Source organism: Thermoanaerobaculia bacterium (genome assembly GCA_018057705.1).
Classification (GTDB): Bacteria; Acidobacteriota; Thermoanaerobaculia; order Multivoradales; family JAGPDF01; genus JAGPDF01.
Genome location: JAGPDF010000036.1, coordinates 20,819 through 45,024, shown reverse-complemented (window position 1 = coordinate 45,024; position 24,206 = coordinate 20,819). Strand labels below are relative to the sequence as shown.

Annotated in this window: 19 protein-coding genes; 8 read left to right on the top strand and 11 right to left on the bottom strand. The window is 69.7% G+C overall.

What is annotated here, in order from left to right:
• The 6 genes from KBI44_12605 to KBI44_12580 all read right to left on the bottom strand — a co-directional run.
• On the bottom strand, window positions 1-731 hold a 731-nt coding region (locus KBI44_12605), incomplete at its 3' end, for a YHS domain-containing protein (protein MBP9145318.1).
• The gene (locus KBI44_12600) at window positions 731-1,234 is read right to left on the bottom strand and encodes a DUF3347 domain-containing protein (protein MBP9145317.1); all 504 of its coding nucleotides are present in this window, start codon (window positions 1,232-1,234) and stop codon (window positions 731-733) included. The genes KBI44_12605 and KBI44_12600, both read right to left, overlap by 1 nt.
• Window positions 1,235-1,321: 87 nt before the next feature.
• Window positions 1,322-4,612 carry an efflux RND transporter permease subunit gene (locus tag KBI44_12595; protein MBP9145316.1) on the bottom strand — a complete coding sequence of 1,097 codons (3,291 nt, stop codon included), beginning with the start codon at window positions 4,610-4,612 and terminating at the stop codon, window positions 1,322-1,324.
• Window positions 4,609-5,937 carry an efflux RND transporter periplasmic adaptor subunit gene (locus tag KBI44_12590; protein MBP9145315.1) on the bottom strand — a complete coding sequence of 443 codons (1,329 nt, stop codon included), beginning with the start codon at window positions 5,935-5,937 and terminating at the stop codon, window positions 4,609-4,611. The genes KBI44_12595 and KBI44_12590 overlap by 4 nt, the downstream gene beginning before the upstream one ends.
• Window positions 5,934-7,238 (bottom strand): TolC family protein, encoded by a 1,305-nt coding sequence (locus tag KBI44_12585; protein ID MBP9145314.1) that lies wholly within the window; start codon window positions 7,236-7,238, stop codon window positions 5,934-5,936. Before KBI44_12585 ends, KBI44_12590 begins: the two co-directional genes overlap by 4 nt.
• Before the next feature lie 78 nt (window positions 7,239-7,316).
• Window positions 7,317-7,691, bottom strand: a complete 375-nt coding sequence (locus KBI44_12580; GenBank protein ID MBP9145313.1) for a hypothetical protein — start codon at window positions 7,689-7,691, stop codon at window positions 7,317-7,319.
• Window positions 7,692-7,734: 43 nt separating this feature from the next.
• Here KBI44_12580 and KBI44_12575 point away from each other — a divergent pair, with 43 nt between their 5' ends.
• Window positions 7,735-8,478 (top strand): SDR family oxidoreductase, encoded by a 744-nt coding sequence (locus tag KBI44_12575; protein MBP9145312.1) that lies wholly within the window; start codon window positions 7,735-7,737, stop codon window positions 8,476-8,478.
• Window positions 8,479-8,486: 8 nt separating this feature from the next.
• Here the strand turns inward: KBI44_12575 and KBI44_12570 are convergent, their stop codons facing one another.
• From KBI44_12570 to tmk, 3 genes are all read right to left on the bottom strand, one after another.
• Window positions 8,487-9,395 carry a hypothetical protein gene (locus tag KBI44_12570; GenBank protein ID MBP9145311.1) on the bottom strand — a complete coding sequence of 303 codons (909 nt, stop codon included), beginning with the start codon at window positions 9,393-9,395 and terminating at the stop codon, window positions 8,487-8,489.
• 150 nt (window positions 9,396-9,545) lie between these two features.
• Entirely contained in the window at window positions 9,546-10,487 is a 942-nt protein-coding gene (locus KBI44_12565; protein MBP9145310.1) for a hypothetical protein, read from the bottom strand.
• Window positions 10,484-11,161: a dTMP kinase gene (gene tmk, locus KBI44_12560; GenBank protein ID MBP9145309.1), complete on the bottom strand. Its 678-nt coding sequence runs from the start codon at window positions 11,159-11,161 to the stop codon at window positions 10,484-10,486. Before tmk ends, KBI44_12565 begins: the two co-directional genes overlap by 4 nt.
• 47 nt (window positions 11,162-11,208) lie before the next feature.
• Here tmk and KBI44_12555 point away from each other — a divergent pair, with 47 nt between their 5' ends.
• Window positions 11,209-12,195, top strand: coding sequence for a TerC family protein (locus KBI44_12555; protein ID MBP9145308.1), 987 nt, complete (start codon window positions 11,209-11,211; stop codon window positions 12,193-12,195).
• On the opposite strand, the gene KBI44_12550 is transcribed toward KBI44_12555, so the two are convergent.
• Entirely contained in the window at window positions 12,160-12,978 is an 819-nt protein-coding gene (locus KBI44_12550; protein ID MBP9145307.1) for an undecaprenyl-diphosphate phosphatase, read from the bottom strand. The two genes, KBI44_12555 and KBI44_12550, sit on opposite strands and share 36 nt — an antisense overlap.
• 154 nt (window positions 12,979-13,132) lie before the next feature.
• Here KBI44_12550 and rfbA point away from each other — a divergent pair, with 154 nt between their 5' ends.
• The 6 genes from rfbA (at window position 13,133) to KBI44_12520 (ending at window position 21,098) form a co-directional block, all read left to right on the top strand.
• Entirely contained in the window at window positions 13,133-14,014 is an 882-nt protein-coding gene (gene rfbA, locus KBI44_12545) for a glucose-1-phosphate thymidylyltransferase RfbA (GenBank protein MBP9145306.1), read from the top strand.
• The gene (gene rfbC, locus KBI44_12540; protein ID MBP9145305.1) at window positions 14,011-14,565 is read left to right on the top strand and encodes a dTDP-4-dehydrorhamnose 3,5-epimerase; all 555 of its coding nucleotides are present in this window, start codon (window positions 14,011-14,013) and stop codon (window positions 14,563-14,565) included. The genes rfbA and rfbC overlap by 4 nt, the downstream gene beginning before the upstream one ends.
• A 10-nt stretch (window positions 14,566-14,575) precedes the next feature.
• Complete coding sequence (locus tag KBI44_12535; GenBank protein MBP9145304.1) at window positions 14,576-16,057, top strand: DUF4301 family protein; 1,482 nt, start codon at window positions 14,576-14,578, stop codon at window positions 16,055-16,057.
• Window positions 16,058-16,105: 48 nt separating this feature from the next.
• Entirely contained in the window at window positions 16,106-17,257 is a 1,152-nt protein-coding gene (locus KBI44_12530; GenBank protein ID MBP9145303.1) for a Re/Si-specific NAD(P)(+) transhydrogenase subunit alpha, read from the top strand.
• Window positions 17,258-17,586: 329 nt separating this feature from the next.
• Complete coding sequence (locus KBI44_12525; protein ID MBP9145302.1) at window positions 17,587-19,113, top strand: hypothetical protein; 1,527 nt, start codon at window positions 17,587-17,589, stop codon at window positions 19,111-19,113.
• A gap of 68 nt (window positions 19,114-19,181) precedes the next feature.
• Entirely contained in the window at window positions 19,182-21,098 is a 1,917-nt protein-coding gene (locus tag KBI44_12520; protein ID MBP9145301.1) for a CBS domain-containing protein, read from the top strand.
• A 7-nt stretch (window positions 21,099-21,105) separates the two neighbouring features.
• On the opposite strand, the gene KBI44_12515 is transcribed toward KBI44_12520, so the two are convergent.
• Entirely contained in the window at window positions 21,106-23,271 is a 2,166-nt protein-coding gene (locus KBI44_12515; GenBank protein MBP9145300.1) for a sulfatase-like hydrolase/transferase, read from the bottom strand.
• Window positions 23,272-24,206: the final 935 nt, after the last annotated feature.

The window sequence follows — 24,206 nt, the reverse complement described above, 5'->3', positions numbered from 1 at the left end:
ACGGCGCGCTCGTAGAACGGCCAGGCCGCCCAGACGGCGACCGGTGTCGCGAAGAGAAGCTGCAGCCAGAGCCGCACCTGCGGCGACAGGAACTCTCCGAGCGGGTCGCCCGGGATCATCTCGCCCATCGCGAGGACGAGCGTCGCCGCGGCGAGCGGCACCGCGACCCAGAAGCGCCGCTTCATGTCGACGTACTCGGGATTGGGCGCATCCTCCACGGTCACCGTGCGCGGTTCGAGCGCCATGCCGCAGCTCGGACAGCTCCCCGGCGCGTCGCGCACGATCTCCGGATGCATCGGGCAGGTCCACTCCGTCCGCGTCGCCGCGACCGAGGGCATCGCCGGCTCGAGCGCCATGCCGCACTTGGGGCAGGCGGCCGGCCCGTCGCTCTCCACCTCGGGGTCCATCGGACAGATCCACTTCGTGCCGGCCGGGATCTCCCCGGCCGGGGCCGCGGCGCTGCCCATGGCCTCACGGTGGCCGCCCAGGAACTTCTCCGGATGCGCTTCGAACTTCTGCCTGCACGAGCCGGAGCAGAAGAAGTAGCTCTGACCGGCGTGCTCCGCGCGGTGCTTCGCGGTCGCCGGATCGACCGTCATACCGCAGACCAGGTCGAGCACCCCGGCGGGCGGAGGCTTCGGAGGATCATCGGCGAGCACCCGCAGCGACCGCCGGGATGGCCGCGCTGCGAGACCCTCCGGACCGCCCGAACCATCCGCCGGGGGTTCCATCAGGCCTCGACCTTCTTCACCACCTCGCCGCAGCCGAGCATCTTGGCGCCATAGTAGGGGTTCTTCACCGCGCCGCTCTTCTGGATCCAGTAGGCGTCCGCCATCGGGCAGAAGTAGATGCCGTGGCCGGCGACCGCCTGCTTCTCGACCAGCCTGGCGACCGCGCTAGAGAGCGGCTTGAACTGTTCGCGCAGCGCCTTGATCTCCGCCGCGTTCATCGCCTTGGCGGCCGCGACGACCGCCTCGAGCCCCTCGATCGCATCGATCGACGGCTTCTCGCCCTTGGTCTTGAGGATCGCCTCGGCCTCGGTGGCGACCTTCGCCGCCTGCTCTTTCACCGTCGCGACCGAATCTCCCGCCAGCGCCTCCTGCATCGGGACGTAGAGTCCCACGAGCTTCTCGAGCGTGCCCGCCGGCATCTCCGCGGCACCTGCCGCCGATAAGAGCGCCAGCGTTCCCAGAAACGCCATCGTCGTGCCCATCGCCTTCGTTCGCATTCGCATTGTCGCTTCTCCTTGGTCAGAAAGGCCGTTCGACGGCCGTCGTTCGTTGCCGAAACGCATCACTCGACCTGCACGACTCAACCGGCACTACTCAACCTGCACCTGCAATTCGCGCGCCTCGCGCAGGGCGGCGCGCCCCTTCCACAGCTTGTAGACCGCCGGGTAGATCAGCAGCTCCATCAGGAACGAGGTCGCGAGACCGCCGATCATCGGCGCCGCGATCCGCTTCATGACGTCGGCGCCGGCCGAGGTCGAGAAGAGAATCGGCAGCAGGCCCATGAACGCCGCCGCCACCGTCATCATCTTCGGCCGCGCCCGCTTGACCGCTCCGTGAATGATCGCCTCGTCGATCTCGAGCTCGTTGCGCAAGAGGCCGCGCTTCTTGGCGTCGTCCCACGACAGATCGAGGAAGAGCAGCATGAAGACCGCCGTCTCGGCGTCGAGTCCGAGAAGGGCGATCATGCCGACCCAGGCGGCGATCGAGACGTTGTAACCCAGGATGTGGAAGAGCCAGATCGCTCCGACCATCGAGAACGGAACGGTCGCCAGCACCAGGCCGGCCTTGAAGGTCGACTTGGTGTTGGCGTAGAGCAGCAGGAAGATCAGGACGATGGTCGCCGGCACGATCCACTGCAGGCGCTCGCGCACCCGAATCATGTTCTCGTACTGGCCGCTCCACAGGAGGGTCGTGCCCGGCGGCAGCGCGACCTCGCGGCGCACGGCAGCCTTCGCCTCCTCGACGAACGAGCCGACGTCGCGCCCGGCGACATCGACGAAGACGTAGCCGGCGAGGAAGCCGTTCTCGTTGCGGATCATCGCCGGGCCGTGCGCGACACGGAAGTCGGCGAGCTGCCCGAGGGGGACCTGCGCTCCCGAAGCCACCGGCACGAGGATCCGCGCCAGCCTGTCGGGGTCGTCGCGCAGCTCCCGCGGATAGCGCACGCTCACCGGGAAGCGCTGCCGGCCCTCGATCGTCGTGGTGACGTTCTCGCCGCCGATCGCCGCGGCGAGCACCTCCTGCAACTCCTCGACCCGCAGGCCATAGCGCGCGAGCTGTTCCGGGCGCGGCTCGATGTCGAGGAAGTAGCCGCCGGCGACGCGCTCGGCGAAGGCGCTCCGCGCCCCGGGTATGTCGCGCGTCACCGCCTCGACCGCCAGGCCGACGCGCTCGATCTCGGCGAGGTCGCGGCCCAGGACCTTGATCCCGACGGGCGTTCGCACTCCCGTCGAGAGCATGTCGAGACGCGCCTTGATCGGCATCGTCCAGGCGTTGGTGAAGCCGGGAATGGTGAGCGCGCTGTTCATCTCGGCAATCAACTCCTCGTAGGAGATCCGGTCGGGCCAGAACGGGCGCAGCATCGGCTTCAGGAGATCGGGCATCCAGTCCGAGTACCAGGTCGCCTTTGCCCGCCACTCCGATTCGGGTTTCAGCACCACCGTGGTCTCGAACATCGAGAGCGGCGCCGGGTCGGTCGCGCTCTCCGCCCGCCCCGCCTTGCCATGGACACGCTCGACCTCGGGGAAGCCGGCGAGGATCCCGTCCTGGAGCTCGAGCACCCGCTGCGCCTCGCCGATCGCGATTCCGGGGAGCGTCGTCGGCATGTAGAGGATCGAGCCCTCGGCGAGCGGCGGCATGAACTCGGAGCCGAGCTCGAAGTAGAGCGGCAGCGAGGCGGCGAGAATCACCAGGGCGACGCCGATGACCGCCTTCGGCCACTTGAGGACGAAACGGCAGGCCGGCTCGTAGACGCGGTGAATGGCGCGGCTCACCGGATGGCGCTCCTCCGCGTGATAGGTCCCGACGAGCAGGCCGGTGGCGAAGCGCGCCAGAAAGCGCGGCCGGAAGGTGTAGGGATCCATGCGCGCGAAGAGCATGCGCAGAGCCGGGTCGAGCGTGATCGCGAGGAGCGCCGCGAGCAGCATCGCGAGGTTCTTCGACCAGGCGAGTGGTCCGAAGAGCCGGCCCTCCTGGTCGACCAGCGCGAAGATCGGCAGGAAGGCGACGGCGATGACCAGCAGCGAGAAGAAGACCGACGGCCCGACCTCCTGGAGGGCCTGAAGCCGAACGGCGTGGAAGTCCCCCTTCCGGCCGCCGAGCTCCCAGAGATGCAGCTTGTTGTAGGCGTTCTCCACCTCGACGATCGCGCCGTCGACCAGCACTCCGATCGAGATCGCAATCCCGGCGAGAGTCATGATGTTGACCGAGATGCCGAGCAGGTAGAGCGGGATGAAGGAGAGCAGCACCGAGATCGGAATGGTGACGATCGGCACGATCGCCGACGGAAAATGCCAGAGGAAGAAGAGGATCACCAGCGACACGACGATCATCTCCAGCACGAGCTCGTGCTTGAGCGTGTCGAGAGCGCGCAGGATCAGGTCGGAGCGGTCGTAGGTCGTGACCACCTCGACGCCCGGCGGCAGACTGGCTGCAAGATCGTCGAGTTTGGCCTGCACCCGGCGGATGACGTTCAGCGCGTTCTCGCCGTGGCGCATGACGACGATGCCGCCGACTGCGTCCCCCTGGCCGTCGAGGTCGCCGGTGCCGCGCCGCGACTCCGGCCCGAGCTCGACCGTCGCGACGTCACGTACCCGGAGCGGCACCCCCGTCGGGCTCGCCCGCAGGACGACCGCGCCGAAGTCTTCGACCGACCTCGCGTAGCCGCGGATGCGCACCATGTACTCGGCACCGCTCCACTCGATGAGCCGCCCTCCGCTCTCGTTGTTCGATGCCTGCACCGCCGCCACGACCTCGCCGATCGGCACGCCGTAGGCCGCAAGCCGGTTCGGGTCGACGACGATCTGCACCTGCCGGACGTAGCCGCCGAACGAGGCGACCTCGGCGACGCCGGGAACGCTCTGCAGCGCGTAGCGCAGCGTCCAGTCCTGAATCGCGCGCAGCTCGTCGAGGGAGTGCCGCGCCGCGCCCCCCGAGCGCCCCTCCTTGTCGACGAGCGCGTACTGGTAGACCCAGCCGACGCCGGTGGCGTCGGGCCCCAACTCGGTGCGCACCCCTTCGGGGAGGCTGCTCTGGATCTTCGACAGGTACTCGAGCACGCGCGAGCGCGCCCAGTAGAGGTCGGTGCCGTCTTCGAAGATGACGTAGACGAACGAATAGCCGAAGTCCGAGAAGCCCCGCACCGCTTTGACCTTCGGCGCTCCCAGAAGGGCGCTCACGATCGGATAGGTGACCTGGTCCTCGAGCAGGTCGGGCGCCCGGTCCCAGCGCGACAGGATGATGACCTGGGTGTCCGAGAGATCGGGCAGCGCGTCGAGCTGGATCACCCCGAGCACCGCCACCGCCACGACACAGAGGACCGCGACGACGAGCAGGACGAGGATCCGGTTCGTGGCCGAGAATGCGATGGCGCGACGGATCATCGATGCTCTCGGTGGGGATCGGCTGCGCCGGTCGCCGGGACGTTGTCCGAGGCCGCGGGCGCCGGAGCGATGCCCAGCCGCGACTCGGCGTCGAGCAGGAAGTTGGCGCGCACGGCGACCCGCTCTCCTGCCGCGACGCCGCGGACGATCTGGATGCGGCCGCCGCTCGCCTCGCCGGTCTCGACGTCGCGCGGCTCGAGCCGCCCCGGCGAGGTCTCGACGAAGACGGTCTTGCGCAGTCCGGAGTCGAGGACAGCGGAGGTGGGCAAGAGCACGCCCTCACCAAGATCGATGCCGAGCTCGACGTCGACGAACATCCCGGGGCGCAGCGCGAAGCCGGGATTGGGCAGCTCGAAGCGCGCGGTGAGGGTGCGCGCCGCCGCGTCGAGGGTCGGATAGAGATAGGAGACCTTCGCCGCCAGGCTTCTCCCGGCGTCGAACGGCAGGTGGATCGTCGCCGCCTGCCCGACCGCGAGCCAGCGCGCCTCCGACTCGAAGAACGCCGCCTCGACCCAGACGCTCGAGAGATCGGTCACCGTGTAGAGCTCCATTCCCGGGGTGACCTCCTGGCCCAGCACCACCGATTTGGCGCTGACGAAGCCGTTTGCCGGCACGAGCAGGTCGACCGTGCGTTGCGGCGTGCGGGTACGGTCGAGCTCGATGATGAAGTTCTCCGGCACGTCGAGGAGCTCGAGCCGCCGTCGCGCCGCGATGAGCAGCTCCTGGCCGCCCCGGCGAACCTCGGGCAGCTGCGACCCGGCGAAGCGGTTGGCGGCGTCGCGCGCCAGCAGGTAGTCGCTTTGCGCGCTGAGCAGCGCCGGCGAGTAGATCGCCATCGCCGGGGCCCCCTTCTTCACGTAGAGCCCGGTCGCGTTGACGTCGAGCCGCTCGACCCAGCCGGAGATCTTCGACTGGGCGCGGACCAGGCGGCGCTCGTCGGGCACCACCGTGCCGGCGGCGCGCAACGTCCGTTCGAGGCGTCCGGCGGTCGCGACCTCGGTCACCACGCCGGCGCGGCGCAGCGCCTCCGGATCGTCGTCGATCACGGCGGCCGTCGTCGCCGCCGCGCCGGCCTCGGCCCCCGCTTCGGCACTCTCCTGCTCCGCCGCCTTCTCCACCTTCACCAGGTCCATGTTGCAGATCGGACAGGTCCCGGCGTGATCGGAGACGTAGGTGGGATGCATCGGACAGGTCCAGGCCTCGGCTTCGGCGGGGCCAGGCGCCCGGGAGCAGCCGGCCGCGACGAGCACCGCGCAGGCGCAGGCGAGCAGGAGGAGCGGAACGAAGAATCGCTGGCGGAAGAGGCCTGGCGCCTGAGGCTTCATGGTCTGGACTCCGGCAAGGGGTCGGCGATGGGGGCGCCGGCGAGCGCCTGGGCTTCGGCCCAGACGGCGTAGCGGGCGGCTTCGGCGTTCGCGAGCTCGGTGCGGGCGTGAAACCAGTCGTACCAGAGCTCGAGGAGGCGAGCGAAGGTGACCTCGCCGTTCAGGAAGCTGGAGCGCGCGAGATCGAGCGCCACGCTCGTCCTCGGCACGATCGCTCCGGTGAGGCGCCCCAGGCTCCGTTCCAGCCGGTCGCGCTCGGCACCGAGGCGCACCGCTTCGGCGCGCCCGGCGACCTCGGCGGCGGCGAGATCGGCGCGCGCCGCCGCGACCGCGCTCTCCAACGCCGTCACCTGCGGCCCGAGACGCCGGCGGCGCAGAAACGGCAGCTCCATGCCGAGCCGGACGGTCAGCTCGGGGTTCTCGCCCTCCGGCCAGAGGAAGCCGCCGCCGACACCGAAGTCCGGCTTCATTGCGAGGCGGGCGACTTCGAGGCGACGCAGCACGGCCTCGAGCCGGAGCTCCGCGGCGCGGAGCGAAGGCGCCTGGGGGCCGAACGGCAGCGGCCCCTCACGCACCGCGAAGATCGGCTCCGGCAGCTCGCCGACGCGCAGCGGCAGCGACTCGGGAAGGACTCCCGCGAGCGCGGCGAGCTTCGCCCGCGCCGCCTGGAAGCGCGAGAAGACCAGATCGAGATCCTGGTCGTGTTCGTCCTGGGCGAGCTCGGCTTCGAGGACGGCGAGAGCACCCTCCTGGGCATCGCCGAATCGGGCCCGCGCCGTGGCGTGCAGGAGCTCGAGGAGCTCGTGCGATTCGGCCAGAGTGCGCTGCTCGCGATCCGTGCTGTAGAGCTCCGCGAAGGTTCGTCGCAGCTCGCCCACCAGTTCCTGCTCCGCGACCTCGACGGCGTAGAGGGCGGCCCGGGTCTCGGCGGCGGCGAGCTCCTCGAGAACGTCGCGTTTGCCCGGCCAGCGCACCGGCTGGATGACTTCGACCTCGAGACCGATCGGACGATCGGCGGTATCGGAGAGGCTCGGGAAGGCGTTGTGCAGCCAGAGCGCGAGCTCCGGATCGCCGGCGAGCCCCGCCACTTCGGCGAGCACCAGCGCCTCCTGCGCCCGCTCGCGCGCCGCCGCGAGGACCGGCGAGCCGCTCCGGGCGGCGCTCTCGAGCGCCGCGATCTCGATCGCGTCCGCCCGGCCGGGTGGGGGCGAGGCGAAAGCGTAGCCGCTCGCGCAGAGGATCCCGAGCGCGCGCTGCGTGAACTTACGGTAGACGAACCAGCTGATTCCCCACTTCGACATCGGACACTCCTTGCGATCCGGTTCCGGAAACGGCGAGAGAGGGCTCCCGCCGGGCACACTTCTCCCGGAGAGGGAGGCTCAGATTCGCCAGACGGAGTGGAGGGTGAAGAGGCCGAGCGGGTGCAACTGGCCGGCGCGCGAGAAGGCGGCCGGCAAGAGGCGCGCTGCGGCGATCTCACCGCCGGGCAGCGCCGGGGAGAGGGCAGCGAGAGGCGTTTCGAGGCCTGGCAGGGCGGAGGAGGGCGCGGGAGTCGCGACCGGCTGGCAGCAGTCCATCGGCGCCGACATGCCGCCCGAGCCCCGGGCGCCGTGACACGGGGCGGTGCGTGCCGCCTTATTCATCATCGGACACGCTCCGCGCATCCTGCACTGGGCGGCCGCCACCGGCCCGGCGACGAGCACGAGGAGCAGCGCCAACAGCGCCAGGGACAGGGTTCGCCGCAGTCCAGCCATCGCCGGAATTGTACACCTGCCGCCGTTTGCTACTCTGGCGTTCATGAACACACCCCCCACCCACCCACGCGTCGCCCTGGTCACCGGCGGCGGCCGCGGCATCGGCCGCGCCACGGTCGAGGCGTTGCTCGAACGCGGCTTCCGGGTCTTCTTCTGCGGCCGCAGCCCGGACGTCGTCGAGAACACCCAGCAGCAGCTCTTCATCCGCTACCCCGGCAAGGTCGCCTCGCGCCTCTGCGACGTGCGCGACCAGACTGCCGTCGAAGAGATGGTCGCCTGGGTCGAGGAGGAGGCCGGCCGGCTCGACGTGCTGGTGAACAACGCCGGCCTGGGTCACTTCGGCCCGGTGGACGAGCTCTCGGGCGACGACTTTCGCGAAGTGATCGAGACCAACCTCCTCGGTCCGTTCTATGCGATCCACGCCGCGGCGCCGATCATGAAGCGCCAGGGCGAGGGCTGGATCTTCAACATCGCCTCGCTCGCCGCGAAGAATCCGTTCGCCGGCGGGGCCGCCTACAACGCCAGCAAGTTCGGCCTGGTCGGGATGTCAGAGGCGGCGATGCTCGATCTGCGGCATTTCGGCATCCGCATCGCGGCGATCTGCCCCGGCAGCGTCGACACCGACTTCGGGGGCGGCATCATGAGATCGCCGCGATCGCCGGGCGGAGCCGACTGGCGCCTCGCCCCCGAGGACATCGCCAAAGTGGTGACCGATCTGCTCGACTTCCCGGCCCGCGCCCTGCCGAGCCTGATCGAGATCCGCCCGACCCGTCCGCCGAAGAAGTAGGCGGCAGCTCAGGGCTCGCCGGCGCGATAGGTCCCGTCGCCCTCGCAGGCGACAGGCTCGTCGGACTTCGCGGGAAGGCCGGCGCCGGTGAGCCAGATGCGGTCGCAGGCGCGGTGGACGGCCCCCGCGGCTACGACCTCCGAGAAGACGGTGCGTTGGCCGTCGCCCGCAGCGAGCGACCAGGAAACCCGGGGGGCGTACGGCTGCCAGGCCGACCATGCCCCGCCGTCGTTGCGCAGGCGCATTCGGGCCGCCCCGGGCGGGCCGTAGAGATAGACCTCGACCGCCGCGTTCGCGGTCGCCTGCCGTTCTCCGGAGATCACCAGGGGATAGACATCGTCGCGCCGGCCGAAGACCTGCGTCCAATAGTGGGTGAGCGCCTCCCCGCGGCAGGTCTCGCCGCGGTCCCGGCAGTCGCAGTCATCGTTGGTGTCGCGATCGACGTTGCCGAGGTCGTCGTCCTGGCGGAAGTAACCGACGCCGAGCTCGCGATAGTCGGCGTTCAGGAGGTTGGCGCGATGTGCCAGGCTCCCCATCCACTGCGCCATCGCCGCCTCCGGGGAGTTGGCCCCGCCGGCGATGTTCTCGGCCGCGGCGCTGTAGCCGTAGGCGGCCTGGCGCAAACGGTCCGGCAGATGCAGGCCAGTCGGAAGATCGCAATGCGAGAAGAAGTCGCCACCCGCCATGGCGCGGCTGTGGCGGTCGGCGACTTTCGACAGGACCGGCACCAGTTTCAGCGGCGGCAGCGGGCAGTCGGTTCCCCTACAGGCGGCGCGCTCGGCGTTGACGCGCTCGGCGACCTCTTCCTGAAAAGAGGCCGCCGGCGCTTTGAGACCCGCCCCGCCCTCCGGCAGGCAAGCGGTCACCCAGACGAAAGGACCGAACAATGAAAAAAGTGCGGCAGCCCGCCTCATCATGGTCGGGCAATCCAGTTGCGCCCCCGCAACGACGCCCCGGATCCCAGTTCCATTACTGGTCCTTTTCTCATTCCTCTGGAGGCCTCCCCTGCGCAGCGCTAAGGGCGGCCTGGAAACACCAGAGAAGTTCAAAACCTGCCCTGTCGCCTTTCACCCGGTGAAGTGACGGCAAACCAGGCCTTCCAGGATGCGGTCGGCGGGGATGCCGCGCAGGCGCAGGGGTGAGGAGTTGAGGAGCTCCTCGGCGAGCGCCAGCATCCGGCGTCGCAGCGCCGGCTCGGGCGGCGGCCCGTCACCGAACCCGACCGCGGCCAGGCGGACGGCCGCGGCCGCGAACAGCCAGGGGCGCTGGGCACGCGGATCCTCGAAACCGTCGAGCTCGTCCACCTGCTCGCCATCCGGAGCTGCCGCTGCGGCGCGGCGTTTCCGGAGCGCTTCGAGCTCTGTTTTCGAGCGCTTCCCCACCGGGTCCAGGCGCGCGGCGGCGTCGAGCAGCCAGAGCCCCCCGCCGCCCGCCACGAAGCGCTCGACGCTGGCGCGGAAGCCCGAGGCGACCGCCTCGAGGGCCGCCTGGGGCATCGCGGCCGCGGCTCCTAGATAAATGGCGAGCGAGCGGCTGCGCAGCGTCGGCGACAGATCCAGCCGCGAGGGGCAGAGCAGGAAGAAGTTCCGCGGTGATTTCAATCCCGGCTCTTCGATCGCCTTGAGCAGCGCGTCGGAGGCCTCGGACGAGAGGCTCGCGGCCTCGGCGATGACGAAGACCTGCCCCCGGGCCTCGTAGGGCGAGAGCTGCGCCGAGCGCAGCATCTCGCGCGTCGCCTCCGCCGAGATCGAGGTCTTGAGGTCGCGCACCAGCCAGAGGAAGTCGGGGTGGAAGGTCTCGGCCGCCTCCCCAGAAAGTTCCGGCAGGGTGATGCGGCGGCAGTGGCGGCATTCGCCGCACGGGCGCTCTCCCGCCGGGCGCTCGCAGAGCAGGGCGCGGGCGAAGGTGATGGCCGAGGCCAGGCGCGTCGCCTCCGAGCCGCCGTGCAGGATCACCGACGGATAGAGGCGCCCCTCGACGGCGAGGGCGATCGTGCGCGCGAGCTTCACGGCGCGGGGTCCGGGAGGTCCCCGCGAGTCCCCGGGGGCTTCAGAGCGTCGATCGACTCGAGCGTCGCGAGCATCCGCTCCTCGGTCCGGCGCAGATCGCCCCCGGAATCGATGATGCGGAACCGCCCGGGCTCCGCCGCCGCGAGCTCGAGGTAGCCGCCGCGCACGCGCTCGTAGAAAGCGAGGCTCTCGACGTCGAGCCGGTCGGCAGTGTTCGAGCGCCGGCGCGCCTTCGACGCGCCGCGACGGCGGGCGTCGGCCGCCGGCAGGTCGAAGAGCAGCGTCACATCCGGGCGGCGCCCGCCGGTCGCCACCGCATCGACCCGATCGATCGTCGCCTGCGGCACGCCGCGGCCGCAGCCCTGGTAGGCGCGGGTCGAGTCGGTGAAGCGGTCACAGAGCACATGCGTGCCACTCGCCAGCGCGGGCTCGATCTTCTCGATCAGATGCTGGCGCCGGCTGGCGAAGACCAGCAGCAGCTCGACCGTGCCGTCGATCGCGCCCCATTTCGGGTCGAGGAAGAGCTCGCGAATCGCCTGCGCGAGCGGCGTTCCCCCGGGCTCGTGGGTCACGAGGTGCGGGAGGTTGCGGGCCGCGAACCAGGCGGCCGCGGTCCGCAGGTGGGTCGACTTGCCGCTGCCGTCGAGTCCTTCGAAGGTGAGAAAGCAGGCCACGGCGGAGAAATTAGCACGATGCCAAGGTCGGGTAGACTGGCGAACGCATGCACTCGATCGCCTCCCCGCTCCTCTGGACGACTTTCCTCATCATCTGTGGGGCCCTCCTGATCCTCGACCTCGCGGTGCTCAACCGCGGCGCCAAGGTCATCTCGGCGAAGGCGGCGCTGCGCAACACCCTCTTCTTCGTCTCGATGGGCGGCCTCTTTGCGGCCTTCCTGGCCTGGAGGTTCGGCAGCGCTCCGGCGCTCGAGTTCGTCACCGGTTACGTCATCGAGTATGCCCTCTCGGTCGACAACCTGTTCGTCTTCCTGGTCGTCTTCACCTACTTCGCGGTGCCCGCCGAGCACCAGCACCGGGTGCTCTTCTGGGGCATCCTCGGGGCGGTCATCCTGCGCGGCGTCTTCATCATCGCCGGGGCGGCGCTGCTCGCCAAGTTCGCCTGGATGATCTTCGTCTTCGGCGCCTTCCTGATCTACACCGGGGTGAAGCTGCTGCTCGCGAAAGAAGGCTCGGTGGACCCGGCGAGGAATCCGATCCTCCTGCTCTGCCAGCGCTTCCTGCCGGTGACCTCGGAGTACCACGGCGCGCACTTCTTCGCTCGCGTCGCCGGAAAGCTCGTCGTGACGCCGCTCTTCCTGGTGCTGGTCGTGGTCGAGTTCACCGACGTCATCTTCGCGGTCGATTCGATTCCGGCCATCTTCGCCGTAACCCGCGATCCGTTCCTGGTCTTCACCTCGAACGTCTTCGCCATCCTCGGCCTGCGCTCGCTCTACTTCCTGCTCGCCGACCTGATGGGCAAGTTCCACTATCTGAAATACGGCCTCGGGCTGGTGCTGGCGTTCGTCGGGCTGAAGATGCTGCTGTCGGACTTCTGGCACATGCCGATCACGATGTCCTTAGGCGTCATCCTGGCGCTGCTCACCGGGGCCGTCGCGGCGTCGTGGCTCTTCCCCCCGAAACACCCCGTCTCGCTGCCTACGGGTGGCTCGGGCGGCTCAGCGCCAGAAGACGACCAGCAGCACGACGCCTAGCGCCAGACGGTACCAGGCGAACGGCGCCAGCGACCGCTGGCGCACCCATCCGAGCAGGAAGGCGATGACCGCGTAGCCGGCCAGAGCCGAAACAGCAATGCCGATCACGAGCGCGCCAGGCGGCACGCCGATCGGCAGGCCGCGCGCGACATCGAAGATCTGCTTCGCCGCCAGGAGCAGCCCGATCGGGATGGCAAGCAGGAACGAGAAGCGCGCCGCCGCGGGGCGCGCGAAACCCAGCAGGAGCGCCGCGGTGATGGTGATGCCTGAGCGCGAGGTGCCCGGCACCAGCGCGAGCGCCTGGGCACACCCGACCAGCATCGCCGCGCGCATTCCGAACTCTTCGAGCGCGCGGCCGGCGCCCAACCGGGACGACCGCCGGTCGGCGTAGAGCAGCAGCGCGCCGTAACCGATCGCAGTCGCCGCGATGAGTCGCGGATCGCGACCGTAACTCGAGATCCAGCCCTTGACGAGGAGGCCAGCGAGCCCGGCCGGGATCGTCGCCCAGGCGAGCAGCCAGACCATCCGCGCGTCTGGATTCACGGCACGTTCCGCCGCCCGGAAGCTCGCGAAGAAAGAGCCCGCCATGCGCGCGATATCGGCGCGGAAGTAGGCCATGACCGCAAGCAGCGTCCCGCTGTTGGTCGCAATGTCGAACTCGAGCCCCTGGTCCGTCCACCCCAGCAGATGCGGCAACAGAATCAGATGCCCGGAAGAAGAGACCGGCAGAAACTCGGTCACCGCCTGCACCACCGCCAGAACCGCAGCCTGCCAGGGAGTCATGCGGCAATCTTACCGGCGACCGGGACTCGTCGAGAGGGCTGCGAGGATCGCCGGCCCGTCCCGGACTGCCCATGCCGCCCATGCCGCCCCATGCCGCCCCATGCCACCCCATGCCGCCCGATGCCCTGCGGAGGCGCCCGATATACTCCCCGCAATGAAAGGCATTGTTCTCGCCGGAGGCTCCGGCACGCGGCTTTACCCGGTGACGCGCGGCATTTCGAAGCAACTGCTGCCGGTGTACGACAAACCGATGGTTTATTACCCGCTGTCGAGCCTCATGCTCGCCGGCATCCGCGACGTTCTGCTCATCACGACGCCGCACGACGTCGCGAGCTTCGAGCGGCTGCTGGGGGATGGGTCAGCGTTCGGCATCCGGATCACCTACGCCGTCCAGCCGCATCCGGGCGGCCTCGCGCAGGCCTTCCTCATCGGCCGCGAGTTCGTCGGCGGCGACCGGGTGGCGCTCGCCCTGGGCGACAACATCTTCTACGGCCACGGCTTCCCGGACGACCTCCAGAAGGCGGCGGCGCGAGAAACCGGCGCCACGGTCTTCGCCTACCGGGTGCGCGACCCAGAGCGCTACGGCGTGGTCGAGCTCGGCGCGGACGGCCGGGCGATCACCATCGAGGAAAAGCCCGCCCAACCTCGCTCGTCGCTTGCGGTCACCGGTCTCTACTTCTACGACAACCGGGTGCTCGAGATCGCCGCCGCCCTTCAGCCCTCGCCACGCGGCGAGCTCGAGATCACCGATGTCAACCGCGCCTACATGGCGGCGGGCGAGCTTTCGGTGCAAATCCTCGGCCGCGGCATCGCCTGGCTCGACACCGGCACCCACGAGTCGCTCCTCCAGGCCTCGGAGTTCATCGGCGCCGTCGAGCAGCGCCAGGGGTTGAAGGTCGCCTGTCTCGAGGAGATCGGCCTGCGCATGGGCTACCTCACTCCCGCCCAGGTGCTCACCCTCGCCGACGACCTCGGCCGCACCGAGTACGCCGACTACCTGCGGCGGGTGGTGCACGAGCAGGAGACCGATTCTTGAAGCTACTGCCGACGCCGCTCCCGGGGGTCCTCCTCGTCGAGCCGCAGGTCTTCCGCGACGAGCGCGGCTTCTTCCTCGAAGTCTGGAACGCCGGCAAGTTCGCGAACCAGGGGCTCGACGTCGCTTTCGTGCAGGACAACCACTCGCTGTCACAGAAGGGGACGCTGCGCGGACTGCACGTGCAGCTCCCCCTCTCCCAGGGCAAGCTCGTGCGCTGCACCGAGGGGGAGATCTTCGACGTCGCGGTCGACATCCGCCGCGGTTCGCCGACCTTCGCGCAGTGGTACGGCGTCGAGCTCTCGGCCGCGAACTTCCGCCAGCTCTGGGTGCCCCCCGACTTCGCCCACGGCTTCTGCGTGCTGTCGGAACGCGCCCAGGTCGAGTACAAGTGCACGGCCCTCTACGACCCGGCCGGCGATCTCTCGATCGCCTGGGACGACCCGGCGATCGGCATCGAATGGCCCGTCGCCGCTCCCCTGCTCTCGCCCAAAGATCAGACTGCACAGCGGCTCGCAGAGCTCGCCGACCGGTTGCCGCGCTTCTCAATTTGATCCCGGCGCGATGCCCGCCCCCGAGAGCCTGACCGCCGCCGACCGGGCCCAGCTCGCCGAGTGCGGCATCCCGCTCGCGGAGGCGGAACGCCAGCTGGCGCTGCTGGCCGGCGCGAGCGGACCGCGCGGCACCCGCCTGCTCCGCCCCGCAACCCTCGGCGACGGCATCGAACGGATCAGCGAAGAGGAGGTCCCGGACCTCCTGGCGCGCGCCCGGGAGGCCCAGCGTCAGGGCCGCTTCCTCAAGTTCGTGCCAGCCTCGGGCGCCGCCTCGCGCATGTTCCGCAGTCTCGCCACCATTGCCGGGCGCTTCCCCGCGGGCCAGCACGAGGCTGTCCGCCAAGCGGCGGACTCGGGTGACGCCGACGCGCAGGAGGTCCTCGAGCTCGCTCGTGCGCTCCCTGCGATGGCACTCGGCCAGGAGCTCGAGCAGCGCCGGGCGGGATTCCTCGACGGTCTCGCCCAAGCCGCCGCCGCCCCGAACCTCACTCCATTGTTCGAGCTTTTTTTCGGCGCGGCCGGCGACGCTGCCCCACTCGCCACCTGCCCGAAAGGGCTTCTTCCCTTTCACTGGGCTGCCGATCGTCCACGCACGGCGTTCGCGGAACAGCTTGCCGAAGGCAGGCACTATCTGAAGGACGCCGCTGGCACGAGTCGCTTCCACTTCACGGTCGCCGGCGAATTCAGGGCGCCGTTCGCGAGCGCGCTCGAAGCTGTGCGCCACGAGCTGGAGCGGGGCGGCGAGCGCCTCGAGGTCGCCTTCTCGGAGCAGCTGCCAGCCACCCACGCTCTCGCCCTCGACGAGGCGGGCGGCCCGGCCCGCACCGCCGACGGCCGCCTGCTGCTGCGTCCGGCGGGGCACGGCGCCCTGCTCGCGAATCTCGCGGTGCTCGCCGAGACCGGCGGCGACCTGGTGTTCGTGAAGAACATCGACAACCTCCTCCCCGAGGAGCGTCACGCGGAGGTCGCCCACTGGAAGCTCCTCCTCGCCGGCAAGCTACTGGGGATGGCGGAGGAGCGTGGCGGGCGCGACGCGGGGGAGCGACCGTGGCGGGTATGCGGAGTGGTCGCCAACAGCGGAGAACCCGGCGGCGGGCCGTTCTGGGTCGAGAACGGGCAGGGTGAACCGAGCCTCCAGATCGTCGAGTCGGCCGAGATCGCGGCCGACGACGCCGTGCAGGCCGGGCGCTTCCGGGGCTCAACGCACTTCAATCCGGTCGACCTGGTGGTGGCGCTGCGCGATCCGGAAGGCCGGCCGTGGGAGCTCGAGCGCTTCGTCGACCCGGCACGGGCGCTCGTGGCGGCGAAGTCCGAAGGCGGGCGCAGGCTCCGGATCTACGAGCGCCCGGGGCTCTGGAACGGCGCGATGGCCGGCTGGAACACCCTCTTCGTGGAGGTTCCCGCCTGGACGTTCGCGCCGGTCAAGACGGTGCTCGACCTCGCCCGCCCCGAGCACCTCGACCCTACCCGTTTGGGTTTGCGAAAGCGCTGATCCGGACGGTACGATGCCCCGGCGGCACCCTTTCGCCCGGAGATTCCCATGACCACGGTTTTCGTTCCCAAAGAGATCCGCGCCGGAGAACGGCGCGTCGCTGCTTCGCCCGAAAGTGTCAAGAAGCTCATCAAGGCCGGACTGGAGGTCGCCATCGAGAGCGGCGCCGGACGCCAGGCCGGCTTCTCCGACGACGCCTACACGAGCTCCGGCGCGACCCTCGTCACGACCTCCGCGGCCGGCTACCAGGCCGCCGACATCGTCTTCAAGGTGGCGCCCCCCGAGAAGGGCGAGGCCGAGCAACTGCGCGCCGGCACCTATCTCTTCTCCCTGCTCGACCCCTATCGCAATACCGAGCTGGTGCAGACTCTCGTGGCGCGCAAGGTGACGGTCTTCGCGATGGAGCTCGTGCCGCGGACGACCCGCGGTCAGGCGCTCGACGTGCTGTCGTCCCAGGCCTCGATCGCCGGCTACAAGGCGGTCCTCGTCGGGGCCGAGAGGCTGGGCAAGATCTTCCCCCTGCTGATGACGGCGGCGGGCACGATCCAGCCGGCCAAAGTCGTCGTCCTGGGCGCCGGGGTCGCCGGCCTCATGGCGCTCGCCACCGCCAAGCGGCTGGGCGCCACGGTCGAGGTCTCCGACGTGCGGCCGGCGGTGAAGGAACAGGTCGAGTCGCTCGGCGGCCGCTTCATCGACCTGCCGCAGATGCCGACTGCGGAGGGCACGGGCGGCTACGCCAAAGAGGTCACCAAGGAGTTTCTCGAGCAGCAGCGGGCGATCCTGAAGACGCGGCTCGCCGCAGCCGACGTGGTGATCACGACCGCCCAGGTCCCGGGCAAGCGCGCTCCGGTGCTGCTCTCCCGCGACATGATCGAAGGAATGAAGCCGGGGGCCGTCGTGGTCGACATCGCTGCGGCCCAGGGCGGCAACTGCGAGCTGACCCGGGTCGACGAGGAGGTCGAACACCAGGGTGTGTTCATCCTCGGTCCTTCCAACCTGCCGGCGACCGTGCCCGCCGACGCGAGCCTCGTTTATGCCCGCAATCTCCTGACCCTGCTGCTGCTGGTCTGGAAGGACAAGAAGCTCGGCATCCCCGAGACCGACCAGGAGGTGATGGGTACGCTCCTGGCACGCGACGGCGCCCTGGTCCACCCGGCATTCACCGCCGCCGGCGCCCCCGCAGTATCGGTCGCGAGCTGAATCGAGGGGGCCCGCTGGCGGGTCCCGCAGTCTTGCCAGGCTCCCGGCCGCCCGGCGCCCGAAGCCGCAGGTAGAATTCTCGTGTCGCCCGGCCGAAGCCGGGGGCGAGGGACCTCTTGTCGAGCTGCCGTGCCATCGGAGTGATCTGCACCGGGCTCGGGCTTCAGCTCGTGCTGGGGCTCGCCGCCTCCCCTCCGGCGCCGGCAGCAGAGCCGACCGCGGAGCGCCCAGCGCCATCAGCGCCGCCAGAACCATCAGAGCCAGTGACGGCAGGGACTGCGGCGACTGCAGCCGGCTCCCCCGCGGCCCTTCCGACGCCCGCAGAGCTCGTGGCCGCGGGCGCCCGCTTCGGCGAGATCTCCGTCGAAGCCGGCGACGTTTTCGATCCCAACCTGCCCGGCGAGCGCCAGCTGATCTTCCGCTGGGCCAACGCCCTGCACATCGAAACCCCCGCGCGCGTCGTGCGCCGCCAACTCCTGTTCGCCGAGGGCGACCTCTACTCGGCCAGTGCCCTCGCCGAGTCGGCGCGCGCGCTGCGCGCCCAGCGCTTTCTCGCCGCCGCCAGCGTCGAGCCGGTCGCCTACCGCGACGGCCGGGTGATCGTCGAAGTCCGGACCCGCGACACCTGGTCGCTCAAGCCGGGACTGAGCTTCAACCGCGGCGGCGGCGTCAACGACTACAAGATCGAGATCGAAGAGGCGAACTTCCTCGGTCTCGGCAAGGAGCTCGCCGTCGAGCGGGTCGTGAACGTCGATCGCACCTCGAACCTCCTCTCCTACAACGATCCCAACATCTTCGGCAGCCGCTTTCGCGCCAAGCTGGTCTATGCCGACAGCACCGACGGCGAAGCCCTCCGACTCCTGTTCGAGCGTCCCTTTTTCGCTCTCACCACCCGCCGCGCCGGAGGAATCGATCTTGCCGACCAGCGCCTGGTCACCGCTCGCTATGAGCTGGGCGAGGTGCGCGACAGCTTCGAAGAGGCGACCCGTTGGGGCGAGCTCTGGGTCGGACTCTCCCGCGGCCTGAGGAACAGCGAGACCCACCGGCTCCGCCTCGGTGTCACCTACGACGAGGCGCAGTTCACCCCACTGCCGGCGGCAACCCCGACCGCGCTTCCGCCGGACCGCAAGCTCGTCTACCCATGGCTGGGCTGGAGCTGGATTCAGGACCGCTTCGTCATCGAGCACGACTTCGACCGCATCCACCGTCCCGAGGACCTGGCCGTCGGCTGGCAAGGTTCGGCGAGGATCGGGTTCGCATCGGAGAGCTTCGGCTCCGACCGCGACGCGCTCGTCTACGACAGCGCCCTGGACCGCGCCTTTCGGCCGACCGAGCGCCAGATCGTGACCGGCTCGGCGGCGCTCGGCGGCCGGCTCGAGCCGGGGGGCAAAGGTCCGATCCTCCTGGCGCTCGGCCTGCGCTATCTCTGGCGCGACTTCGAGCATCAGGCCCTCTACATCGGCGCCGGCGTCGACCTGGCGGAGGATCTCGATGCCGAGCGTCAACTACTTATCGGCGGCGACAGCGGCCTTCGCGGCTACCCGCTGCGCTACCAGGAGGGCGACCGCCGCGTTCTCCTGACGATCGAGCAACGCTGGTACGGAGAGCGCGAGTTCTTTCATCTCTTCCGGCTCGGTGCGGTGGTCTTCTGCGATGTCGGCAGGGCCTGGTTCGACGGCGACGCGAACCCGCCCGCCGGGCTCGGCTGGCTGCGCGACGCCGGGGCCGGACTGCGCGTCGCCTCGACGCGCACCTCGCACGCCAACGTCGTCCGTCTGGATCTCGCCTTTCCCCTCGACGGCGACCCCTCGATCGAGAAGATCCAGTACCTCGTGTCGACCAGCGAGCGGTTCTGAGTCCCCCGCTTTGAGCCGTCGCTGCTAGACTGCGAGTCAGTCTGCATTCCCAGCGAAAGGCCTCGACGATGGGCGAACACGACGTCAAAGAGCTGGACTCGGAATCTCTGCGCTCCTTCACCCGGAAGCTCCTGGGCGATCTGCAGGCGCTCGATCTGATGCTGCAGCACGGCGCCATCGAGAGTGGCGTCCGGCGGATCGGCGCCGAGCAGGAGCTCTTCCTCGTCGACCGCGGCTTCAGTCCGGCGCCGATCGCGATGGAGATGATCGAGAAGATCGCCGACGAGCACTACACGACCGAGCTCGCCCGCTTCAACCTCGAGTTCAACACCGATCCCCTGCTCTTCGGCGGCGACTGCCTGCAGCAGATGGAAAAGCAGCTGGTGGATCTGCTGGCCAAAGGCCGCAAGGCGGCTCACGAGCTCGATGCCGACGTCATCATGACCGGCATCCTGCAAACGCTCGACATCTCGGACCTGTCGCTCGAGAACATGACGCCCAAGCCGCGCTACTTCGCCCTCAACGAGGCGATGCGCCGGCTGCGTGGCAGCGCCTACGAGTTCTACATCAAGGGTGCCGACGAGCTCATCATCCGGCACGAGAACGTCATGGTCGAGGCCTGCAACACGAGCTTCCAGGCTCACTTCCAGGTCGGCCCCGAGGAGTTCGCCTCTCTCTACAACCTCACCCAGGCGGTCGCCGGGCCGGTGCTCGCGGCCTCGTGCAACTCGCCGCTGCTCTTCGGCCGACGGCTCTGGCGCGAGACACGCATCGCCCTCTTCCAGCAGTCGGTCGACCACCGCGCCGCGGGCCTCCATCTGCGGGAGCAGCCCTCCCGGGTCTCTTTCGGCCGACGATGGGTCGATGATTCGGTGCTCGAGATCTTCCGCGAGGACATCGCGCGCTTCAAAGTCCTGCTCTCGGCCGACATCGACGAGGACTCCCTCGCCATGCTGCGGCGCAACGAGGTCCCCAATCTCAAGGCGCTGCGGCTCCACAACGGCACCATCTATCGCTGGACCCGCCCCTGCTACGGCATTTCGGAGGGCCGCCCCCATCTGCGGATCGAGAACCGGATCCTGCCCTCCGGTCCGAGCATCGTGGACGAGGTCGCGAACGCCGCCTTCTGGTTCGGGCTGTTGTCCGGTCTGTCGCGCGTCTATCCCGACATCCGCAAGGTCATGGAGTTCGACACCGCGAACGAGAATTTCGTCGCCGCCGCCCGTCTCGGCCTGCGCGCCCAGTTCGGGTGGCCGGGTCATCAGCACATCCCCGCCGACGAGCTCATCCTCGAAGAGCTGCTGCCGGTAGCCCGCGATGGATTGAAGCTCAAGGGTATCGACGCCGGCGACGTCGACCGCTACCTCGGAATCGTCGAGGAGCGCGTTCGCACCAAGAGGACCGGAGCACAATGGCAGCTCGAGAGTCTTCATGCCCTGGGCGGACGCGGCAATCGCGGCGAGCGCCTTGGCGCCATCACCGGCGCGATCATCGCCAATCAGATGACCGGCCTGCCGGTGCATCAGTGGCCGCTCGCCAGCCTCGAGCACGCGGGAGGCTGGGAGAAGCACTTCGGGCAGATCGAGCAGTTCATGACCACCGACATCATCACGACCCACGCCGACGAGGCCGTCGAGCTGGTCGCCAATCTGATGAAGTGGAAGAAGATCCGGCACATTCCGGTCGAGGACAACGAGCACCGGCTGATCGGCATCATCTCGCAGAGCGGAATCGTTCGCCTGGTGGCTGAACGAACCGGCGATCTCGGCAAGGGCCCGATCGCAGTGCGGGAGGTCATGTCGACCGAGATCGTCTCGGTGACGCCCGAGACCGCAACGCTCGAGGCGATCAGCTTGATGCGCAAGCACGGCATCGGCTGCCTGCCGGTGCTCAAGGACGGCCGTCTGGTCGGTATCGTCACCGAGCACGACTTCCTGATCATCGCCGGGAAGCTCCTCGAAGCGGAGCTGACCTCCAGACCCTGACGGGCGGCTACGGGGCGGTGGCCAGCCCCGAGAGGAGCTCCTCGAGCCGCGCCCGGTCCTCCGGAACGGTCTCCACCCGCAGCGCCTGGCGCGCACAGCGCTCGACCTCCGCGACGGCGCCGGTTTCGAGATAGAGCGCCACGAGCGTTTTCCAGACGTCGGCGCGGTTGGGCTGGAGCCGCGCCAGGGTCTCGTAGCTGAGCGCGGCCTCCTGCAGCCGGCCGAGCGCAAAGAGCGCGCGGGCGGCGTTCTCGAGCGCCAGCGGGTCGGTCGGCGCGCGGCGCACCGCCTCGCGGAAGTCCGCCAGAGCCTCCTCCAGCCGCCCGGCCGTCGCCCGCATCGAGCCGCGTTCGAGGAAGAGTTGCGTCGAGGTGCCGCCAGCGGCGATCGTGCGATCGAGAATCGCGAGCGCCTCCGCGCCGCGGCCGCTGTCGCGCAGCAGGCGCGCCAGGTTCGCGGCCGAGTCGCCTTCGCTCGGGTCGAGCGCCAGGGCATGCCGGAACTCCCGCTCGGCCTCGGCGAGCCGCCCGAGTTGCAGAAGACTCCCGGCGACGTTCGCCACCGGCACGGCGGAAGCGGGGTTCTCCTGCGCTGCCCGCTCGTAGAGGCGCAGCGCATCGGCGTGCCGGCCGGCGTCGCGCAGGCACTGTCCCGAGAGCGCGAGCGCCGGGAAGTTGTGCGGATCCTCGCGCACGATGCGTTCGAGCTCCCGCAGCACCTCGGCGCAGCCGCCCTGCTGGATTCGCGCCGCGGCGGTGTGGAGTGCCTGCGCGATCCCCACCCGCTGCCGCGGATCCGGAAGATCGCCGACCCCTCCGCTCGCCGCTCCGGCGCCGGAGAGATAGCCGAGGCTGGCGAGCTGGCGCCGTTGCTCCTCGTCCAGCGTCGCTTGCGGCGCCTGCGCCTCTTCGAGTCTCTCCCCGGCCGCAGCCAGCAGGCGTTCGAGCCGCGTCCCCCAGAGCCGCAGGAGCTCCGGTTCGGCGGCGGCGAGATCGTTCGTCTCGCCCGGATCCCTGTCGAGCCGGAAGAGCCCTGGCCGCGGCGCCTGGAGGAAGAGTGCGCGGCCGTCGGAGAGGGTGCGCAGCGGATACCACTTGTAGGCGTAGTAGGGCAGGAAGCTCTCGGAGTAGGCGACGCGGCTGCAGTCCGCCCCCGGCCCGGAGGTGAGGAGCGACTCGCCGTCGAGGCCCGGAGGGACTTCGACCCCGGCGAGCGCGAGCAGCGTCGGAACGAGGTCCGCGGTGCGTGCCAGGCAGTCCGAAACCGCAGCCGCAGGGACTCCGGGACCCGCGAGCATCAATGGCACCCGGCGCGCCGCGGCAAACGGCAGCACGCCGTGCGTCAACTCGCCGTGCTCGCCGAGCATCTCGCCATGGTCGCCGACCGCGGCCACGACCGTCGCCTGCGGGAGGGCCTGGAGAAGCCGCCCGATCTCGCTGTCCATGTAGGCGATCTCGCCGTCGTAGAGACGATGCGGTCCGCTCGCGGCGTCGGCGAAACGGGTCGGCGGCCGGTACTCCTCGTGCGGGTCGTAATAGTGCACCCAGAGGAAGTAGGGTGGCCGCAGCCCGGCGAGATGCGCCAGAGCTGCCGAGGTCGTCGCTTCGGCCTGCCGCTCCTCGACCTGGGTGCCCGCCGAGCTCCCTGCGCCGAGGTCATCGTCGTAGATCCGGAAGCCCTGGTCCAGCCCGTGCCGGCGCGCCAGCACCACCGCCGAGACCACGGCCGCGGTGTCGTAGCCGGCCTGCGTCAGGAGCTCGGCCAGCGTCGCCACGCCGGGCGCGAGGACGAAGGTGCCGTTGTCGCGCACACCGTGGCGGGGTGGAAAGAGCCCGGAGAGGATGGTGGCGTGCGCCGGCAGGGTGACGGGGGCCGAGCTGTCACAGCGCTCGAAGCGCAGTCCGCGTCGGGCGAGCGCGTCCAGGTTCGGCGTCGCCGCATGGGCCCATCCGGCGCTCCCGAGATGGTCGGCGCGCGTCGTGTCGAGGGTGACGAGGACGATGTTCGGACGGCCCGGCGGGAGCGCCGGGGACGCGGTGGGCGTGGGAGCATCGGCGACCGCGACCGCGGCCCCCGCGAGAGGACAGACCAGCAGTACCAGAAGCACCAGGAGTGCCTGGGGTACCAGAGGTGCCGGCGGTGCCGCGAGCCGGAGGCGCGTTCGTCGGGTCATCGTTCTCCAGTTCCGCAAGGGCACAGAAAATAACACTTGACAAGGCACTCTCACGCTCTTAGTGTTCGCCCAACCCTCACAGGTTGTTGTCAGCCGCACCGCTGCACTCCAAGAACCGGTCTTTCGCTAGCGCGATAGCTCCCGGGACGGGCGATGAGTCGCGGGGTGCGTGCATCGCCATGTCCGAAAAGTTCCAGGTCGGTTTGCCGACGGCTGCGGACGAACCGCAGACGATTTTCCCTCGAGGAGATTGGAAACCATGGACAAGACGATGCGAACGACGACGCGGATCCTGCCTCTAGCACTCGCCGGCCTGGTGATCGCCCTGAGCGCCCAGTTCGCCGGCGCGCAGGCGATTCGCGAAGGCGACGACGCCCTCTCGGCGCGCGCCTTCAATGCAGCCGAGCTGCGGGTGAGCTCGGAGAACTCCCTCCTGACCGACGCGTCGAGCTTCGTGTCCTCCGACACGGACCTCGCCTGGCAGGCCTTCGCCGCCGGCAAGAGTGCGCCCTGGAGCGCCTACATCGACAAGCGTACCGGCCGAATCGATTACGCCGAAGGCGGCAACCTCGCCTGGATTCCCGGCGCCGGCAACCGGATGACCGCCGCCGAGCTCGGCATCGCCGCCGGCAGCAAGGTCACCCTGGCGACTCTCGAGACGCTCGCCCGCCGGCAGCTCGATGAAGTCGGCGGCATGCTGGGCGTCAACCCGGCCGATCTCGTGCTCAACGCCGGCCGCTCCGGCCAGCCTGCGGCTCACCTCTGGTTCGTCGACTTCGATCTCCTGGTCGGCGGCCGCAAGGTCGAGGGCGCGCGCGTCGTCTTCTACGTCAACAACGGCAACCTGATCGCCTTCGGCAGCGAGAATCTTCCCGCGCCCGGCACCCGCGCTCCCGCCATCCGGGTTTCGGTCGATGCGGCCCGCGCCACGTTCT

What these genes read in the sequence shown, in the direction of transcription:
- KBI44_12600 (MBP9145317.1), bottom strand. Translation starts at nt 1,234, where the DNA reads ATGCGAATGCGAACGAAGGCGATGGGCACGACGATGGCGTTTCTGGGA.
- KBI44_12595 (MBP9145316.1), bottom strand. Translation starts at nt 4,612, where the DNA reads ATGATCCGTCGCGCCATCGCATTCTCGGCCACGAACCGGATCCTCGTC.
- KBI44_12590 (MBP9145315.1), bottom strand. Translation starts at nt 5,937, where the DNA reads ATGAAGCCTCAGGCGCCAGGCCTCTTCCGCCAGCGATTCTTCGTTCCG.
- KBI44_12585 (MBP9145314.1), bottom strand. Translation starts at nt 7,238, where the DNA reads ATGTCGAAGTGGGGAATCAGCTGGTTCGTCTACCGTAAGTTCACGCAG.
- KBI44_12580 (MBP9145313.1), bottom strand. Translation starts at nt 7,691, where the DNA reads ATGGCTGGACTGCGGCGAACCCTGTCCCTGGCGCTGTTGGCGCTGCTC.
- KBI44_12575 (MBP9145312.1), top strand. Translation starts at nt 7,735, where the DNA reads ATGAACACACCCCCCACCCACCCACGCGTCGCCCTGGTCACCGGCGGC.
- KBI44_12570 (MBP9145311.1), bottom strand. Translation starts at nt 9,395, where the DNA reads ATGATGAGGCGGGCTGCCGCACTTTTTTCATTGTTCGGTCCTTTCGTC.
- KBI44_12555 (MBP9145308.1), top strand. Translation starts at nt 11,209, where the DNA reads ATGCACTCGATCGCCTCCCCGCTCCTCTGGACGACTTTCCTCATCATC.
- KBI44_12550 (MBP9145307.1), bottom strand. Translation starts at nt 12,978, where the DNA reads ATGACTCCCTGGCAGGCTGCGGTTCTGGCGGTGGTGCAGGCGGTGACC.
- rfbA (MBP9145306.1), top strand. Translation starts at nt 13,133, where the DNA reads ATGAAAGGCATTGTTCTCGCCGGAGGCTCCGGCACGCGGCTTTACCCG.
- KBI44_12535 (MBP9145304.1), top strand. Translation starts at nt 14,576, where the DNA reads ATGCCCGCCCCCGAGAGCCTGACCGCCGCCGACCGGGCCCAGCTCGCC.
- KBI44_12530 (MBP9145303.1), top strand. Translation starts at nt 16,106, where the DNA reads ATGACCACGGTTTTCGTTCCCAAAGAGATCCGCGCCGGAGAACGGCGC.
- KBI44_12520 (MBP9145301.1), top strand. Translation starts at nt 19,182, where the DNA reads ATGGGCGAACACGACGTCAAAGAGCTGGACTCGGAATCTCTGCGCTCC.
- KBI44_12515 (MBP9145300.1), bottom strand. Translation starts at nt 23,271, where the DNA reads ATGACCCGACGAACGCGCCTCCGGCTCGCGGCACCGCCGGCACCTCTG.